The following is a 15,173-nucleotide window of genomic DNA, read 5'->3' on the forward strand; positions in this document are numbered from 1 at the left end:
GGCCGGCCCGGTGCCGGCCGCACCGTCGCCGGCCAGGGGCCGCACCGTCGCCCGGCCCGCGCGGGGTTGTGGCCCGGCGGCAGCCGCGCCGCCCTCCGGCACCCGCCTCCTGGCCGGTCCTTCCACCGGCGCCCGGCCGCTCACACCCGTCCCGCCTTGCGTTCCGTGGCCAGCAGCCACAGCAGATAGCCGCCGCCGAGGACACCGGTGAGCACCCCCACCGGCAGCTGGTCGGCGCCGAAGAGCCGCTGGGACGCCCAGTCGGCGGCGACCAGCAGCACGGCACCCATGAGGCCGGAGAGCACCAGATTGGGACCGGGCATCGGGGCGCTGCCTCCCCCGCCCCTGAGCCGGCGCGGAAGGGTCAGCCGGCGGGCCAGCTGGGGTGCGGTGAGCGCCACGAAGGAGATCGGCCCGGCCGCCGCGGTGGCGGCCGCGACGAGCACCACCGCCGCCAGCAGCACGACGACACGGACCCGGTCGACCCGTACGCCGAGCGCGGACGCGGCGTCATCGCCCATCTCCAGCATGCGCAGCGGCCGTCCGAAGAACAGCAGCAGCGGCACGAGGACGGCGCAGACCGCGGCCAGCGGCTGGACCTGGTCCCAGTCACGGCCGTTGAGGGAACCGGTCATCCAGGTGGTGGCCCGGGTCGCCTCGACGATGTTCGCCTTGGTCATGAGGAAGAGCACCATCGCGTAGAGCATGGCGCTCGCTCCGATACCGACGAGCACGAAGCGGTAGCCGTGGATGCCGCGCTTCCAGGCGAGCAGGAAGATGGCGAGCCCGGTGCCCACCCCGCCGGCCACCGCTCCGGCCGCGACCCCGAAGGCATCGGCCTGGAAGTAGACGATGGCGGCCAGGGCACCGACGGACGAGCCCTGGGCGAAGCCCAGGACGTCCGGGCTGCCCAGCGGGTTGCGGGAGACGGTCTGGAAGACCGCCCCGGAGACCCCGAACGCCACACCGACCAACAGCCCCACCAGCACCCGCGGCAGCCGCAGGTCGTGCACGATGTACTGCTGGCCGGCGTCCCCGCCGCCGGTCAGGGCGGCGAGCACCTCGGCCGGGGTCATCGGGTAGTCGCCGGAGCCGATCAGGGCGACGGCGGCGGCCAGTGCGACGGCCAGCAGCAGCAGTCCGACGGCCGTGGCGCGTACGTCCAGGCGCACCGACAGGCCGCCCTTGGTGCGTATCGCCCTCACCCGCCGGGCCCCCGTCGCCCGGGTCTTCCCGGCCCCGGGCCCCACCGCCTCACCGGACTTCACGGTCGCGCTCACAGCTGGGCCATCCTCCGACGTCGTACGAGATAGATGAAGACCGGTCCGCCGAGGACGGCCGTGACGATGCCGACCTGGAGTTCACCGGGCCGGGCCACGACCCGGCCGAGGACATCCGCGCCGAGCAGCAGGACCGGTGAGAGCACCGCGGAGTACGGCAGGATCCAGCGCATATCGGGCCCGGTGACGGCCCGTACGGCATGCGGAACCATCAGGCCCACATAGACGATCGGGCCGCAGGCGGCGGTCGCCCCGCCGCACAGCAGGGTGACGGCGAGCATCGCCAGCACCCGGGTGCGGGTCAGCCGGGCGCCCAGCGCCCGCGCCTGGTCGTCGCCGAGCGCGATGGCGTTCAGCGGCCGGGCGATCAGCAGCGCGAGGACGCCCCCCACCGCCAGGAACGGCGCGATCGCGGTGACCGTCGGCAGAGTGGCCGAGGCCAGCGAACCCACCGTCCAGAAGCGCATCTTGTCCAGCGCCGCGGTGTCCATCAGATTGACGGCGTTGATGTAGCCGATGAGGACGGCGGTCAGCGCGGTGCCGGCCAGGGCGAGCCGTACGGGCGTGGCACCCCGGGTGCCGCCGAGAACGTACACCGCGACATTGACCACCGCGGCGCCGGCGAACGCGAACCACACATAGCCGGTCAGCGAGGTGACGCCGAAGAAGCTGACGGCGGTGACGACCGCGGCCGAGGCACCGGCGTTGATGCCGAGAACTCCGGGGTCCGCCAGGGGATTTCGGGTCAGCCCCTGCATGACCGTGCCGGCCAGGCCGAGCGCGGCGCCGACGAGCAGGCCGAGCAGGGTGCGCGGGAAGCGGACATCGCGGATGACGACGTCGGTGTCGGAGCCGGAGTAGTGGAACACCCCGTGCCACACCTGGTCGAGGGGGATCTGCTTGGCGCCGACGGCGATGCCGAGGACGACGATGACGGCCAATACGGCCACCGAGACCACCAGCCCCGCGGAGCGCAGGAGGGGGCGCCGACGAGGAGTCACGGGGTCCGGAGCCGTTGCCGCTTCGGGGGGACTGTCAACCAACACGATGGTTAGGTTAGCCTACCCTCACATTCGACTCGCAGTCCCTCCCAGAGAGAAGTGCGCCCATGAGCACCTCCCCAAACGTCACTCTGTCCCGTCGCGGCATCCTGGCCGCGGGGGGCGCCGTCGGTATCGGCGCCCTGCTGGCCGCATGCGGCGGGGGCAAGGGCTCGGGGGGTGCCAACAAGGGCGCCGGCACCGGCCCGTGGTCCTTCACCGACGACCGCAAGCAGAAGGTCTCGCTGAAGAACTCCCCGCAGCGCATCGTCGCCTTCACCGGCACCGCGGCCGCGCTGCACGACTTCGGGATCGACGACCGGATCGTCGGTGTCTTCGGCCCCACCAAGCTCAAGAACGGCAAGCCCGATCCGCAGGCCGGCGACCTGGATGTCGACAAGGTCACCATCATCGGCAACGCCTACAACCAGTTCAACGTCGAGAAGTACGCGTCCCTGCGCCCCGATCTGCTGGTCACGAACATGTACGAGCCGGGCGCCCTGTGGTTCGTACCGGACGACAGCAAGGACAAGATCACCCCGCTGGCGAAGACCGTCGCCATCACCTCGGCCCGGGTCCCGCTCGTCAAGATCATCGAACGCTACGCCGACCTGGCCGAGTCACTCGGCGCCGACCTCCGGGCGAAGAAGGTCACCGACGCCAAGGCCCGCTTCGAGCACGCCTCCGAGCGGCTGCGCAAGGCCGCCAAGGCCCACCCGGTCAAGGTGCTCGCCTGCTCCGGCAGCCCGGACCTCTTCTACGCCTCCAACCCCGGCATCAACGCCGACCTCATGTACTACAAGTCCCTCGGTGTCGATCTGATCGTCCCCGACCACCTGGACAAGGGCGGCTACTTCGAGAGCCTGAGCTGGGAGAACGCCGACAAGTACAAGGCGGATCTGCTCCTGCTGGACAACCGGACCGCCACCCTCCAGCCCAAGGACCTGACGGCCAAGCCCTCCTGGGCCAAGCTGCCCGCCGTCAAGGCCGGCCAGATCACCCCGTGGTCGAGCGAGCCGCGCTTCTCCTACGCGGGCGCCGCCCCGCTCATCGAGTCGCTCGCCAAGGCCATCGAGGTCACCAAGAAGGCCAACTGACGTACGGCCGCGGTGGATCGCCGGTCCCCGGCCGCAGCACCTCCCGGCCGCCACGGTCCACCGCGGCACCCACGCACCTCAGCGCCTCGGCGTCTCCGCGCCCGACGCCACCGCACCACCCGAGAGCCACCGCACCACCACACCGCACAGTCCGCGCCCCGTCCCGGGAGGTCCCCCACATGACCACGACCGCCGCACCCGCCACCGCACCGTTCCGCTTCTTCGACGTGCATGTCGTACGGACCCGACGGCTGAGCCCCTCCGTGGTGCGGGTCACCTTCGGCGGTGAACGGCTGGCCGAACTGGCCTCCGGCGGTCGTGACCAGCGCTTCAAGCTCTTCCTCCCGCAGCCCCACCAGGACCGGCCGGTCTTCCACGACACCGGCGACGGCTGGTACACCGCCTGGCGGGCGCAGGACCCGGCCGAGCGGCCGGTGATGCGCTCGTACACCATCCGCGAACAGCGCCATGAACCACGGGAGTTCGATGTCGACTTCGCGCTGCACGGTGCCGGGCCGGGAGCCTCGCCGCTGGCCGGCGGCCCCGCCTCCCGCTGGGCCGCCCACGCCCGGCCCGGCGACCGGCTGACCGTCCTCGCCCCGGCCGTGGAGGACAACGGCGGTGTCGACTTCCGGCCGCCGGCCGGCACCGACTGGATCCTGATCACCGGCGACGAGACGGCACTGCCCGCGATCGCCGGCATCCTGTCCTGGCTCTCCCCCGGCACCCGCGCCAAGGTCTGGATCGAGATCGCGCACGAGGACGACCGGCAGCAGCTGCCGTCCTTCGCCGACACCGACATCACCTGGCTCGTCCGTAACGAGGCGACCGCCGCAGGGCACGAGCCGGTGCTCGACGCCCTGCGCGCCGCCGAGCTTCCCGAGGGCACCCCGTACGCCTGGATCGCCGGCGAGTCCGGCACCGTCAAGGCGGTGCGCAGGCATCTCGTCCGCGAGCGCGGCATCGACCGCAGGGCCGTCAAGTTCACCGGCTACTGGCGCCGTGGCGCCTCCGAGGAAGAGCTGCTCGCGGAGCTGACGGCCGGTGCCCCGGCACCCGAGGAGGACTGATCCCCGCGCGCCGGGACACCGTCTCACCTGCCGATCCGCGCCAGCGCCGGCCCCGTGTCCGCCGCGTAACTGCCGTCCCCCGCCGCCGTCCAGGCCGCCGCGCACAGCGCCCGCAGCCCGTCGACCGGTGTGCCCTCGCCGGCCACCCGCAGGGTGTCGCCGGCCGCCTCGGCCCACCAGCCACCGCACCGGAAACCGCCGTCGGCCGCGGTCACCTCCGGCTGCGGGGTCAGCAGCCCGCGCAGATCCTCGTCCACATAGGCGGGGCGGTGCTGCGGCGGGGCCGCCAGCAGCGCGGCCGGTGTGGTGACGCCGGTGAGCACCAGCAGCGAGTCGACCTCACCGTTGCTGGCCCCCTCGATGTCGGTGTCGAGCCGGTCGCCGATCACCAGCGGCCGCCGCGCCCCGGTCCGCAGCACCGTCTCCCGGTGCATCGGCGGCTGCGGCTTGCCCGCCACCTGCGGGCTGCCGCCCGCGGCGATCCGGACCACCTCCACCAACGCACCGTTGCCGGGCGCGATCCCGCGCTCCTTGGGGATCGTCAGATCCGTGTTGGACGCGAACCAAGGCACCCCGCGCTGCACCGCGTACGCGGCCTCCGCCAGCCGCTCCCAGTCCAGCGAGGGGTCGTAGCCCTGCACCACGGCCGCCGGGTCGTCGTCCGCGGAGCCGACCGGGACGAGACCGCGCTCGCGCAGCGCCACCCGCAGCCCCTCGCCGCCGATGGCCAGCACCCGCGAGCCCGACGGCACCTGCTCGGAGATCAGCCGCGCCACCGCCTGCGCCGAGGTGATCACATCGTCCGGACCGGTCGGCAGACCAAAACCGGACAGCTGGTCGGCGACGGCCTGCGGGGTCCGGGCGGCGTTGTTGGTCACATAGGCGAGGTGCATTCCGCCCTTGCGGGCGCGGGTCAGCGACTCCACGGCGTGCTCGATGGCCTGTCCGCCGGCGTAGACCACCCCGTCCAGATCCAGCAGCGCGGTGTCATATGCCTCGCTCAGCGCCTGCCGGGACCCGTCGGGCCGCCTGCGAACCTGCTCGTTCATGCCGTCTCGCTCCTCGCTCCACACATCGCGCCGGGGATCCGCCGCCCCCGGGGGCGCACTCACCGCACCGTGGGGACGCTCGCCCTCCACTTCGCGCATACCGATATTTCCAGCCACCCACGGGCTGTCCCCCGATCTTCCCTCATCCGTCCGGCGGCATAGCATTCTTCAATGACCAGTACCGACGGCCTCCGCCTCCTCCCGTTCCGCGGGCTGCGTTACGCCCCGGAGCGGGTCAGCAGCCTGACCGCTGTGATGTCCCCGCCGTACGACGTGGTGGTCCGGCCGGACGGCGTGCGCCATTTGGAGACCGCCGATCCGTACAACATCGTCCGGCTGATCCTCCCGCACGCCGCGGACCCCACCACCCGCCACCGCCAGGCCGCCGACACCCTGCACCGCTGGCGCAGCGAGGGCGTGCTGACGCAGGACACCGAGCCCGCGCTGTACGTCTACGAGCAGCGCGCCGGTGAGGTGCTCCAGCGCGGGCTGATCGGGGCGCTGCGCCTGGACGGTCCGGTGCTGCCGCACGAGGGCGTCATCCCCGAGGTGGTCGAGGACCGGGCCGCCCTGATGCGGGCGGCGGCCGCGAACTTCGAACCGCTGCTGCTCTCCTACCGCGGTGAGGGCACCGCGACCGGCGCCGCCGCGGTCATCGAGCGCGTGGTGGAGCGGGAGCCCTTGCTCGCCACCACTACGGAGGACGGCTTCGCGCACCGCCTGTGGGCGGTCACCGACCCGGCCGACCTCACCGCCATCGACGACGACCTCACCCGCCGGCAGGCCCTGATCGCCGACGGCCACCACCGCTGGGCGACCTACCAGCGGCTGTACGAGCAGCGGCCCGGCGCCACCGCCGGCTCACCCTGGGCCTCCGGTCTGGTGCTGCTGGTGGACACCGCCCGTTACCCGCTCCAGGTCCGCGCGATCCACCGGGTACTGCCGCATCTGCCGCCCGCCAAGGCGCTGGCGGACCTGGCCGGCGCCTTCCGTGCCCGTACCCTCCCCGGCGAGCTGTCCGCCGCCATGGAGGCCCTGGAGGAGACGCCCGGCACCGCCTTCGTGCTCGCCGGCGGTCCGGACTCCTTCCATCTCCTGGACCGTCCCGACCCCGGTCTGCTGGACCGGACGATCCGCCGGGACCGGCCCGAGGCCTGGCGGCAGCTGGACGCCACCGTGCTGCACTCCGTCCTGCTGGACGAGGTCTGGCACATTCCTGACCACCCGTCGGACATCGGCTATCTGCATCACACCGAAGCCGCCGTCGAGCAGGCCGCCCGGCACGGCGGGACGGCCGTGCTGATGCGTGCCACCTCCGAGGAGACGGTCCGTCAGCTCGCCGAGCACGGGGTGACGATGCCGCGGAAGTCCACCTCCTTCGGCCCCAAGCCCGCCACGGGCCTGGTCCTGCGCACCCTGGACGGCGACGAGAACTGACCTTCAGGGCGCCGTCACGGTCCCTCAACCCCGCCCCGCGACTAGTTAGGTTAGGCTAACCTCACTACGTCGCCGGGCGGGGTCTCCCTGCCCCTGCGCACACCCCGTCCTGCGCAGGACGTGGTCAACTCCGCACCAGGGAGGACACCTTCATGAGTCTCCTCGCGCATTCCGCCGAGGACCCGGCCGACCACCGGGCGTATCTGCTCAACAACGGCACCGCCCGCCACTACCACAGCGCGGTCACCGAGAGCGTCACGCGGATCAGCGCCAAAATCGCCGGCACCGCCCAGCCGTTCACCGGCATCACCGTCGACGGCCTCACCCCCACCATCGCCGGCGTCGACCTCGACAGCCCGCTGCACGACGCGGCCGCCGCGCTCGACGAACTCGAAGAGGTCTACCTCCGCGACGCCGTCTACTTCCACCACCCGCGCTACCTCGCGCACCTCAACTGCCCCGTGGTGATCCCCGCCCTCGTCGGCGAGGCCGTGCTCTCCGCCGTCAACTCCTCCCTGGACACCTGGGACCAGAGCGCGGGCGGCACGCTCATCGAGCGCCGGCTGATCGACTGGACGGCCGAGCGGATCGGCCTGGGCGAGGCGGCCGACGGCATCTTCACCAGCGGCGGCAGCCAGTCCAACCTCCAGGCCATGCTGCTCGCCCGCGACGAGGCCTGCCGCCGGGAACTGAGCCGCGAGGGTACGACGGATGCCCGGCTCACCGACGTACTGCCCCGGCTGCGCATCCTCACCTCCGAATGCAGCCACTTCAGCATCCGCAAGTCGGCCACCCTGCTCGGCATGGGCGCCGAAGCCGTCATCGCCGTCCCCAGCGACGACAGCAAGCGCATGCGCACCGACGCGCTCGCCGCCGAACTGGCCCGCTGCCGGCGTGACGGCCTGATACCCATGGCCGTCGTTGCCACCGCCGGCACCACCGACTTCGGCTCCATCGACCCGCTTCCCGAGATCGCCGGCCTGTGCGCCGGGTACGGCACCTGGATGCATGTCGACGCCGCCTACGGCTGCGGACTGCTGGTCTCCCGCCGCCGCGCCCTGCTGACCGGCATCGAACGCGCCGCCTCGGTGACCGTGGACTACCACAAGTCCTTCTTCCAGCCGGTCAGTTCGAGCGCCCTCCTGGTCCGCGATCGCGCCACCCTGCGACATGTCACCTACCACGCGGACTATCTCAACCCCCGCCGCATGGTGGAGCAGCGCATCCCCAACCAGGTCGACAAGTCGATCCAGACCACCCGCCGCTTCGACGCCCTCAAGCTCTGGCTCACCCTGCGCATCATGGGCGCCCAGGCCGTCGGCGAACTCTTCGACGAGGTCATCGACCGGGCCGCGGACGCCTGGAAACTGCTGCACGACGACCCCCGCTTCGAGGTCGTCGTCGAGCCCCGGCTGAGCACCCTGGTCTTCCGCTACGTCCCCTCCACCGACCGGGACCCCGAGCTCAGCGACCGGGTCAATCTGCACGCCAGGGAGGCGCTGTTCGCCTCCGGCGCGGCGATCGTCGCGGGCACCGTCGTCGACGGCCGCCACTACCTCAAGTTCACCCTGCTCAACCCGGAGACCACGCTCGAGGACATCGCCACCGTCCTCGACCTGATCGCCGAGCACGCCGGCAGCTTCCTCGCCGAGCAGCCCCGGCCGGCCCTCAGCGCGCGCTGACCCTCCCCGCCAACAGTCCCCATCGGAGACCCGTGTGTCCGCCCCTTATGACTTCATCGCCATCGGCCTCGGCCCGTTCAACCTGGGCCTGGCCTGCCTGACCGAGCCGATCGACGGACTCGACGGCCTGTTCCTGGACGACAAGGCGTCCTTCGACTGGCACCCCGGCATGATGCTGGACAGCAGCCACCTCCAGGTGCCGTTCCTGGCCGACCTGGTCACCCTCGCCGACCCCAGCTCCCCCTTCTCGTTCCTGAACTACCTCAAGGAATCGGGGCGGCTGTACTCGTTCTACATCCGCGAGAACTTCTATCCGCTGCGCGCCGAGTTCAACGACTACTGCCGCTGGGCGGCCGGCAAACTCGACTCCGTCCGCTTCGCCCACCGGGTCACCACCGTCGAATACGACGCACGCGAAGAGCTCTACACCGTCCACGCCGAGCAGCCCACCGGCGAACGTCACACCTTCCGCGCCCGCAGGCTCGTCCTGGGCACCGGCACCCCGCCGTATGTCCCCGACGCCTGCCGGGACCTGGGCGGTGATCTGCTGCACAACGCCGGGTACCTCGACGCCAAGGCCGCCCTCCAGGCCAAGGACAGCATCACCCTCATCGGCAGCGGCCAGAGCGCGGCCGAGATCTACTACGACCTCCTCCAGGACATCGACAGCCACGGCTACCACCTGACCTGGGCCACCCGCTCCCCGCGCTTCTTCCCCCTCGAATACACCAAGCTCACGCTGGAGATGACCTCCCCGGAGTACGTGGACTACTTCCACGCCCTCCCGCCGGCCACCCGCGACCGCCTCAACGCCACCCAGAAGCACCTCTACAAGGGCATCGACTCCGAGCTGATCAACGACATCTTCGATCTGCTCTACCAGAAGAACCTGGCCGGCCCCGTCCCCACCCGGCTCCTGACCAACACCGCCCTGCACCAGGCGAGTTACGACGAGACGTCCGGCACCTACACCCTGGGCCTGCGCCAGGAGGAACAGGGCACGGACTTCGCCCTCGACACCCAGGGCCTGATCCTCGCCACCGGCTACCGCTACCGCGTACCGGACTTCCTCTCCCCCGTCCGCGACCGCATCGTCTGGGACGACGCCGGCCGCTACGACGTCGCGCGCAACTACAGCATCGACACCACCGGCCAGGGCATCTTCGTGCAGAACGCCGAGCTGCACACCCATGGCTTCGTCACCCCCGACCTCGGCATGGCCGCCTACCGCAACGCGTGCATCATCCGCGAGCTGCTCGGCCGCGAGTACTACCCGGTCGAAAAGGCCATCGCCTTCCAGGAGTTCGCCGCCCCGGCCGGCCCGCACCACCCCATGGAGCTCCCGGCATGACCACCCCCCTCTTCACCCGCACCGACGCCGCGCTCGGGGAGTTCTCGCTCCGCCCGGTCGACCCGTACGGCGACGCCGAACTGCTGCACCGCTGGGTCACCCACCCCAAGGCCGCCTTCTGGCTGATGCAGGACTGCGACCTCGCCGCCGTCGAGAAGGAATTCGCGCGCATATCCGCCGACCCCTTCCACGACGCCTTCCTCGGCCTGCACAACGGCACCCCGGCCTTCCTCATGGAGCGCTACGACCCCGCACACCGCGAACTCGTCGGCATCCACGCCGCCGAACCCGGCGACGTCGGCATGCACTTCCTGTCGGCGCCCACCGACACCCCCGTGCACGGCTTCACCCTCGCCGTGATCACCACCGTCATGGAGATGCTCTTCGCCGACCCGGACGCCCGCCGCGTCGTCGTCGAGCCCGACGCGCGCAACACCGCCGTCCACGCCCTCAACAAGGCCGTCGGCTTCGAGGTCCTGCGCACCGTCTCGCTCCCCTCCAAAGACGCCTACCTCAGCACCTGCACCCGCGACCAGTTCCTGGCCACCCGAGGAGACCACCGATGACCGCCCCCTCCGACGGCACCCCGCACCTGTCCGCCCGGGACGCCGTCGCCCACCTCACTCCCGGTCTGTGGGCCCGCGCCAACCGGCTGCTGATCCGCAAGGGCCTCGCCGAGTTCGCCCATGAGCGGCTGCTCACCCCCCGGCGCCTCCCGCAGGACGGCCACTACGCCGTACGCAGCGACGACGGCGCCACCGAGTACCGCTTCGCCGCCCGCAGACGAGCCCTGGACCACTGGCAGATCGACGCCGACAGCATCACCCGGCACCGCGACCACGACGAACTCCCCTTGGACGCCCTGGCGTTCTTCCTCGAACTCCGTGACTCCCTGGGCCTCGGCGAGGCGATCCTCCCGGTCTACCTGGAGGAGATCAGCTCCACCCTCTCCGGCACCGCCTACAAACTCGCCGCCGGCCGGCCCTCCGCCGCGGAGCTCGCGAAGGCGGACTTCCAGGCCGTCGAGACCGGCATGACCGAGGGCCACCCCTGCTTCGTCGCCAACAACGGCCGGCTCGGCTTCGGCATCCACGAGTACCACGCCTACGCCCCGGAGACCGCGGCCCCGCTCCGGCTGATCTGGCTCGCCGCCCACCGCGACCATGCCACCTTCACCGCCGGCGCCGGCCTCGACTACGACGCCCTGATCCGCGACGAACTCCCCGACACCACCCGCGCCCGCTTCACCGCCACCCTCACCACCCTCGGCCTCGACCCCGCCGACTACTACTTCTTCCCCACCCACCCCTGGCAGTGGTGGAACAAGCTCTCCGTCACCTTCGCCGCCGAAGTCGCCCGGCAGCGCCTGGTGTGCCTGGGCCCCGGTGACGACGACTACCTGGCCCAGCAGTCGATCCGCACCTTCTTCAACACCACCAGCCCCACCAAGCACTACGTCAAAACGGCCCTCTCCGTCCTCAACATGGGCTTCATGCGCGGTCTGTCCGCGTCCTACATGGAGGCCACCCCGGCCATCAACGACTGGCTGGCCCGCCTCATCGACGCCGATGACACCTTCCGGGCCGCCCGCTTCTCGATCATCCGGGAGCGCGCCGCCCTCGGCTACCACCACCGGCAGTACGAGGCCGCCACGGCCAAGGGCTCCCCGTACCGGAAGATGCTCGCCGCCCTGTGGCGCGAGAGCCCCGTCCCCACCATCGAACCGGGTCAGCGCCTGGCCACCATGGCCTCCCTCCTGCACACCGACGAGGACGGCGGCTCCCTCGCCGCCGCCCTCATCGAGGAGTCCGGCCTGGAACCCGCCGTCTGGCTCCGCCGCTACCTGGACGCCTACCTCACGCCCGTACTCCACGCCTTCTACGCCTACGACCTGGTCTTCATGCCGCACGGCGAGAACGCCATCCTGGTCATCGAGGACGGCGCCGTGGCCCGCGTGATCTTCAAGGACATCGCCGAGGAGATCGCCGTCATGGACCCCGACGCGGTGCTGCCGCCCGCCGTCGAACGCATCCGCGCCGATGTCCCCGAGGACAAGAAACTCCTGTCCGTCTTCACCGACGTCTTCGACTGCTTCTTCCGCTTCCTCAGCAGCATCCTCGACGACCACGGCATCCTCGACGAGGACACCTTCTGGCGCACGGTCGCCGCCTGCGTCACCGACTACCAGGCGGCCACCCCCCAGCTCGCCGACAAGTTCGAGCGCTACGACCTCTTCACCGACGAGTTCGCGCTCTCCTGCCTCAACCGCCTCCAGCTGCGCAACAACCAGGAGATGGTCGACCTCCAGGACCCGGCGGGCGCCCTCCAGCTCATCGGCACCCTCCGCAACCCCCTCGCCCCCTACGCTCCGGCCTCCTGACCGCACCCCCACACGCCGAAGGGCGGGACCCCTCCCCGGGGTCCCGCCCTTCCTCATGCGTCACATCGGCTCAGCCGACGGCCGGCTCAGTCCTTCGCGGAACCGGCCTCGCCCTGGGCGCCGTCGTCCTCGGCCGCGTCCGCCTCGTCGGCCTCGTCGGCCTCTTCCAGCGCGTCGGTGAACTCCACACCGTCCAGCTCCGCGAGCCGGTCCGAGGCGTCCGTCGTACCGCCCTGGTCGGCCTCCAGCGCCCTGGCGAACCAGTCGCGCGCCTCGTCCTCACGCCCGACCGCCAGCAGGGCATCCGCGTACGCGTAGCGCAGCCGCGCCGTCCACGGGTGCACCGCACTCGACGCGAGTTCCGGGCTCTGGAGGGTCACCACCGCGGCGTCCGCCTGGCCCATGTCCCGCCGGGCACCCGCCGCGACCAGCCGCATCTCGACCTGGCCGGCCTTGTCGAGCTTCTGCACCTCGGGCTCACCGGCCATGGCCATCGCCTTCTCCGGACGGCCGAGACCACGCTCGCAGTCCGCCATGACGGGCCACAGCTCCACGCTGCCGGTCATCCGCCGCGCCGCCCGGAACTCCGCCAGCGCCTCGCTGTACTTGCCGACCGCGTACGCCGCGAAGCCCGCGGCCTCACGCACCGCCGCGACCCTGGACGCCAGCCGCAGCGCCACCCGCGAGTAGCCGTAGGCCTGCTCCGGGTCCTCGTCCAGCAGCTTCGCCACCATCACCAGGTTCTTGGCGACATCATCAGCCAGCGTCTTCGGCAGGCTCAGCAGCTCCTGACGCACATCCTTGTCGATCTCGTCCCCGGTGACATCCTCCGGAATCGGCAGCCGCTTGATCGGCTCCCGATCCCGGTCCCGCCGGTCATCACGGCGATCGTCCCGGCGGTCATCCCGCCCCCGGCCACCGCCGTACGGCCGACGCCCCCCACGCTCGTCATCCCGCCGGAACCCCCCACGGTCATCGCGCCGCGGCCCACGGTCGTCCCTACGGAACCCACCCCGGTCACCACCGCGGTCGTCCCGACGGTCGCCACCGCGGTCATCGCGCCGGTCACCGCCACGGACCCCCCCACGGTCGCCACCCGACGGCCGGTCGTCCCGCCGGAAGCCACCACGGTCCCCGCCGCGATCATCGCGCCGGTCACCACCGCGGTATCCACCACGGTCGTCCCGCCGGAAGCCGGGACGGTCCCCACCGCGGTCGTCCCGCCGGAAGCCGGGACGGTCCCCACCGCGGTCGTCGCGCCGGAACCCGCCACCACGCTCATCATCCCGCCGCGGCCCACGGTCATCCCTACGGAAGCCACCACGGTCCCCGCCGCGGTCGTCCCGCCGGTCGCCACCACGGAACCCACCACGGTCGCCACCCGACGGCCGGTCATCACGACGGAACCCACCCCGATCGCCACCACGGTCATCACGACGGAAGCCGCCGCGGTCCCCACCACGGTCATCGCGACGGTCACCACCGCGGTAACCACCACGGTCGCCACCGGACGGCCGGTCATCACGACGGAACCCACCGCGGTCATCACGACGGTCGTCACGGCGGTCGTCACGGCGGAAGCCACCACGGTCGCCACCGGACGGCCGGTCATCACGGCGGAATCCCCCACGGTCACCACCATGGGAACGGTCGTCCCTACGGAAACCGCCGCGGTCTCCACCGCGGTCATCGCGACGGTCGCCACCGCGGTAACCACCGCGATCGCCACCGGACGGCCGGTCATCACGACGGAACCCACCGCGATCATCCCGCCGGTCGCCGCCGTACGAACGGTCATCCCGCCGCGGCCCGCGGTCATCCCTACGGAAGCCGCCACGGTCCCCACCGCGGTCGTCCCGCCGGTCGCCACCGCGGTATCCACCACGGTCGCCACCCGAGGGGCGGTCATCACGTCGGTAACCTCCGCGGTCACCACCACGGTTGTCGCCACGCGACCCGCGGTCGTCACGCCGGAAACCACCGCGGTCGCCGTCGTCGCGCCGCTGCGGCCGGCGCTCCGAACGATCGTCGGAAGAATTGGTGGACATCGACGTGACTCCTGTCTTCGGTACTGCATTCATTCTCGCGCACCGACCAGTTCGGCGCGCTTCGGAAAAACAAAAAGGACCCTTGGTCCCAGCGTGAACGCTGGGACCAAGGGTCCTGAAAGATTGTTCGGCGGCGTCCTACTCTCCCACAGGGTCCCCCCTGCAGTACCATCGGCGCGGAAAGGCTTAGCTTCCGGGTTCGGAATGTAACCGGGCGTTTCCCTAACGCTATGACCACCGAAACCCTATCGGGTTCTAGCGAACAAGCACACTTTTTAGTTAAAGAGTGAAACTTGGTTCAACCAGCGATTGCGACTGTTCGCAACCCGGGAACCACACAGTGGACGCGAGCAACTGAGGACAAGCCCTCGGCCTATTAGTACCAGTCAACTCCACCCGTTACCGGGCTTCCATATCTGGCCTATCAACCCAGTCGTCTACTGGGAGCCTTAACCAATCAAGTTGGTGGGAGCCCTCATCTCGAAGCAGGCTTCCCGCTTAGATGCTTTCAGCGGTTATCCTTTCCGAACGTAGCCAACCAGCCATGCCCTTGGCAGGACAACTGGCACACCAGAGGTTCGTCCGTCCCGGTCCTCTCGTACTAGGGACAGCCCTTCTCAAGACTCCTACGCGCACAGCGGATAGGGACCGAACTGTCTCACGACGTTCTAAACCCAGCTCGCGTACCGCTTTAATGGGCGAACAGCCCAACCCTTGGGACCGACTCCAGCCCCAGGAT

12 protein-coding genes and 2 rRNA genes are annotated in these 15,173 nt (G+C 70.9%); 7 read left to right on the forward strand and 7 right to left on the reverse strand.

The features are described 5' to 3' along the window. Window positions 1-140: 140 nt before the first annotated feature. Together TU31_RS22490 and TU31_RS22495 are read right to left on the reverse strand one after the other, a co-directional pair. Window positions 141-1,280, reverse strand: a complete 1,140-nt coding sequence (locus tag TU31_RS22490; RefSeq protein ID WP_107070729.1) for a FecCD family ABC transporter permease — start codon at window positions 1,278-1,280, stop codon at window positions 141-143. Beyond that, window positions 1,277-2,281, reverse strand: coding sequence for a FecCD family ABC transporter permease (locus TU31_RS22495; protein ID WP_042157513.1), 1,005 nt, complete (start codon window positions 2,279-2,281; stop codon window positions 1,277-1,279). Before TU31_RS22495 ends, TU31_RS22490 begins: the two co-directional genes overlap by 4 nt. Before the next feature lie 107 nt (window positions 2,282-2,388). Between TU31_RS22495 and TU31_RS22500 the strand changes: the two genes are divergently transcribed. Both TU31_RS22500 and TU31_RS22505 read left to right on the forward strand, forming a co-directional pair. Continuing rightward, window positions 2,389-3,417: an ABC transporter substrate-binding protein gene (locus TU31_RS22500; protein ID WP_042157514.1), complete on the forward strand. Its 1,029-nt coding sequence runs from the start codon at window positions 2,389-2,391 to the stop codon at window positions 3,415-3,417. Between the two features lie 179 nt (window positions 3,418-3,596). After that, window positions 3,597-4,487 (forward strand): siderophore-interacting protein, encoded by an 891-nt coding sequence (locus TU31_RS22505; RefSeq protein WP_042157516.1) that lies wholly within the window; start codon window positions 3,597-3,599, stop codon window positions 4,485-4,487. Between the two features lie 23 nt (window positions 4,488-4,510). Here TU31_RS22505 and TU31_RS22510 read toward each other — a convergent pair whose 3' ends face one another. Next, window positions 4,511-5,536, reverse strand: a complete 1,026-nt coding sequence (locus TU31_RS22510) for an HAD-IIA family hydrolase (RefSeq protein ID WP_042157518.1) — start codon at window positions 5,534-5,536, stop codon at window positions 4,511-4,513. Between the two features lie 171 nt (window positions 5,537-5,707). On the opposite strand from TU31_RS22510, the gene TU31_RS22515 reads away from it, so the two are divergent. The 5 genes from TU31_RS22515 to TU31_RS22535 all read left to right on the forward strand — a co-directional run bounded on the left by TU31_RS22515 (window position 5,708) and on the right by TU31_RS22535 (window position 12,386). Next, entirely contained in the window at window positions 5,708-6,973 is a 1,266-nt protein-coding gene (locus tag TU31_RS22515) for a DUF1015 family protein (RefSeq protein ID WP_042157519.1), read from the forward strand. Window positions 6,974-7,125: 152 nt separating this feature from the next. Then, a complete protein-coding gene (locus TU31_RS22520) occupies window positions 7,126-8,655 on the forward strand; it encodes a pyridoxal phosphate-dependent decarboxylase family protein (RefSeq protein WP_042157521.1) in 1,530 nt (509 codons plus the stop codon). 34 nt (window positions 8,656-8,689) lie between these two features. Then, entirely contained in the window at window positions 8,690-10,006 is a 1,317-nt protein-coding gene (locus tag TU31_RS22525; RefSeq protein ID WP_042157523.1) for a lysine N(6)-hydroxylase/L-ornithine N(5)-oxygenase family protein, read from the forward strand. Then, entirely contained in the window at window positions 10,003-10,572 is a 570-nt protein-coding gene (locus TU31_RS22530) for a GNAT family N-acetyltransferase (protein WP_042157525.1), read from the forward strand. The genes TU31_RS22525 and TU31_RS22530 overlap by 4 nt, the downstream gene beginning before the upstream one ends. After that, on the forward strand, window positions 10,569-12,386 hold the full coding sequence (locus TU31_RS22535) for an IucA/IucC family protein (RefSeq protein WP_042157527.1): 1,818 nt from the start codon (window positions 10,569-10,571) through the stop codon (window positions 12,384-12,386). The genes TU31_RS22530 and TU31_RS22535 overlap by 4 nt, the downstream gene beginning before the upstream one ends. An 86-nt stretch (window positions 12,387-12,472) precedes the next feature. On the opposite strand, the gene TU31_RS39390 is transcribed toward TU31_RS22535, so the two are convergent. The 4 genes from TU31_RS39390 to TU31_RS22555 form a co-directional block, all read right to left on the reverse strand. Continuing rightward, entirely contained in the window at window positions 12,473-13,237 is a 765-nt protein-coding gene (locus tag TU31_RS39390; RefSeq protein ID WP_370682752.1) for a tetratricopeptide repeat protein, read from the reverse strand. Next, window positions 13,165-14,298, reverse strand: coding sequence for a TrbL/VirB6 family protein (locus TU31_RS39395; RefSeq protein ID WP_219819213.1), 1,134 nt, complete (start codon window positions 14,296-14,298; stop codon window positions 13,165-13,167). The genes TU31_RS39390 and TU31_RS39395 overlap by 73 nt, the downstream gene beginning before the upstream one ends. Before the next feature lie 261 nt (window positions 14,299-14,559). Next, window positions 14,560-14,676, reverse strand: a 5S ribosomal RNA gene (gene rrf / locus TU31_RS22550). A gap of 114 nt (window positions 14,677-14,790) precedes the next feature. Beyond that, a 23S ribosomal RNA gene (locus TU31_RS22555) occupies window positions 14,791-15,173 on the reverse strand; the annotation flags it as partial.

Source organism: Streptomyces lydicamycinicus, from assembly GCF_000829715.2.
Taxonomy (GTDB): domain Bacteria; phylum Actinomycetota; class Actinomycetes; order Streptomycetales; family Streptomycetaceae; genus Streptomyces; species Streptomyces lydicamycinicus.

Coding starts and splice junctions, on each gene's coding strand:
- TU31_RS22515 (WP_042157519.1), top strand. CDS start 5,708: ATGACCAGTACCGACGGCCTCCGCCTCCTCCCGTTCCGCGGGCTGCGT.
- TU31_RS22505 (WP_042157516.1), top strand. CDS start 3,597: ATGACCACGACCGCCGCACCCGCCACCGCACCGTTCCGCTTCTTCGAC.
- TU31_RS22500 (WP_042157514.1), top strand. CDS start 2,389: ATGAGCACCTCCCCAAACGTCACTCTGTCCCGTCGCGGCATCCTGGCC.
- TU31_RS22520 (WP_042157521.1), top strand. CDS start 7,126: ATGAGTCTCCTCGCGCATTCCGCCGAGGACCCGGCCGACCACCGGGCG.
- TU31_RS22510 (WP_042157518.1), bottom strand. CDS start 5,536: ATGAACGAGCAGGTTCGCAGGCGGCCCGACGGGTCCCGGCAGGCGCTG.
- TU31_RS22530 (WP_042157525.1), top strand. CDS start 10,003: ATGACCACCCCCCTCTTCACCCGCACCGACGCCGCGCTCGGGGAGTTC.
- TU31_RS22535 (WP_042157527.1), top strand. CDS start 10,569: ATGACCGCCCCCTCCGACGGCACCCCGCACCTGTCCGCCCGGGACGCC.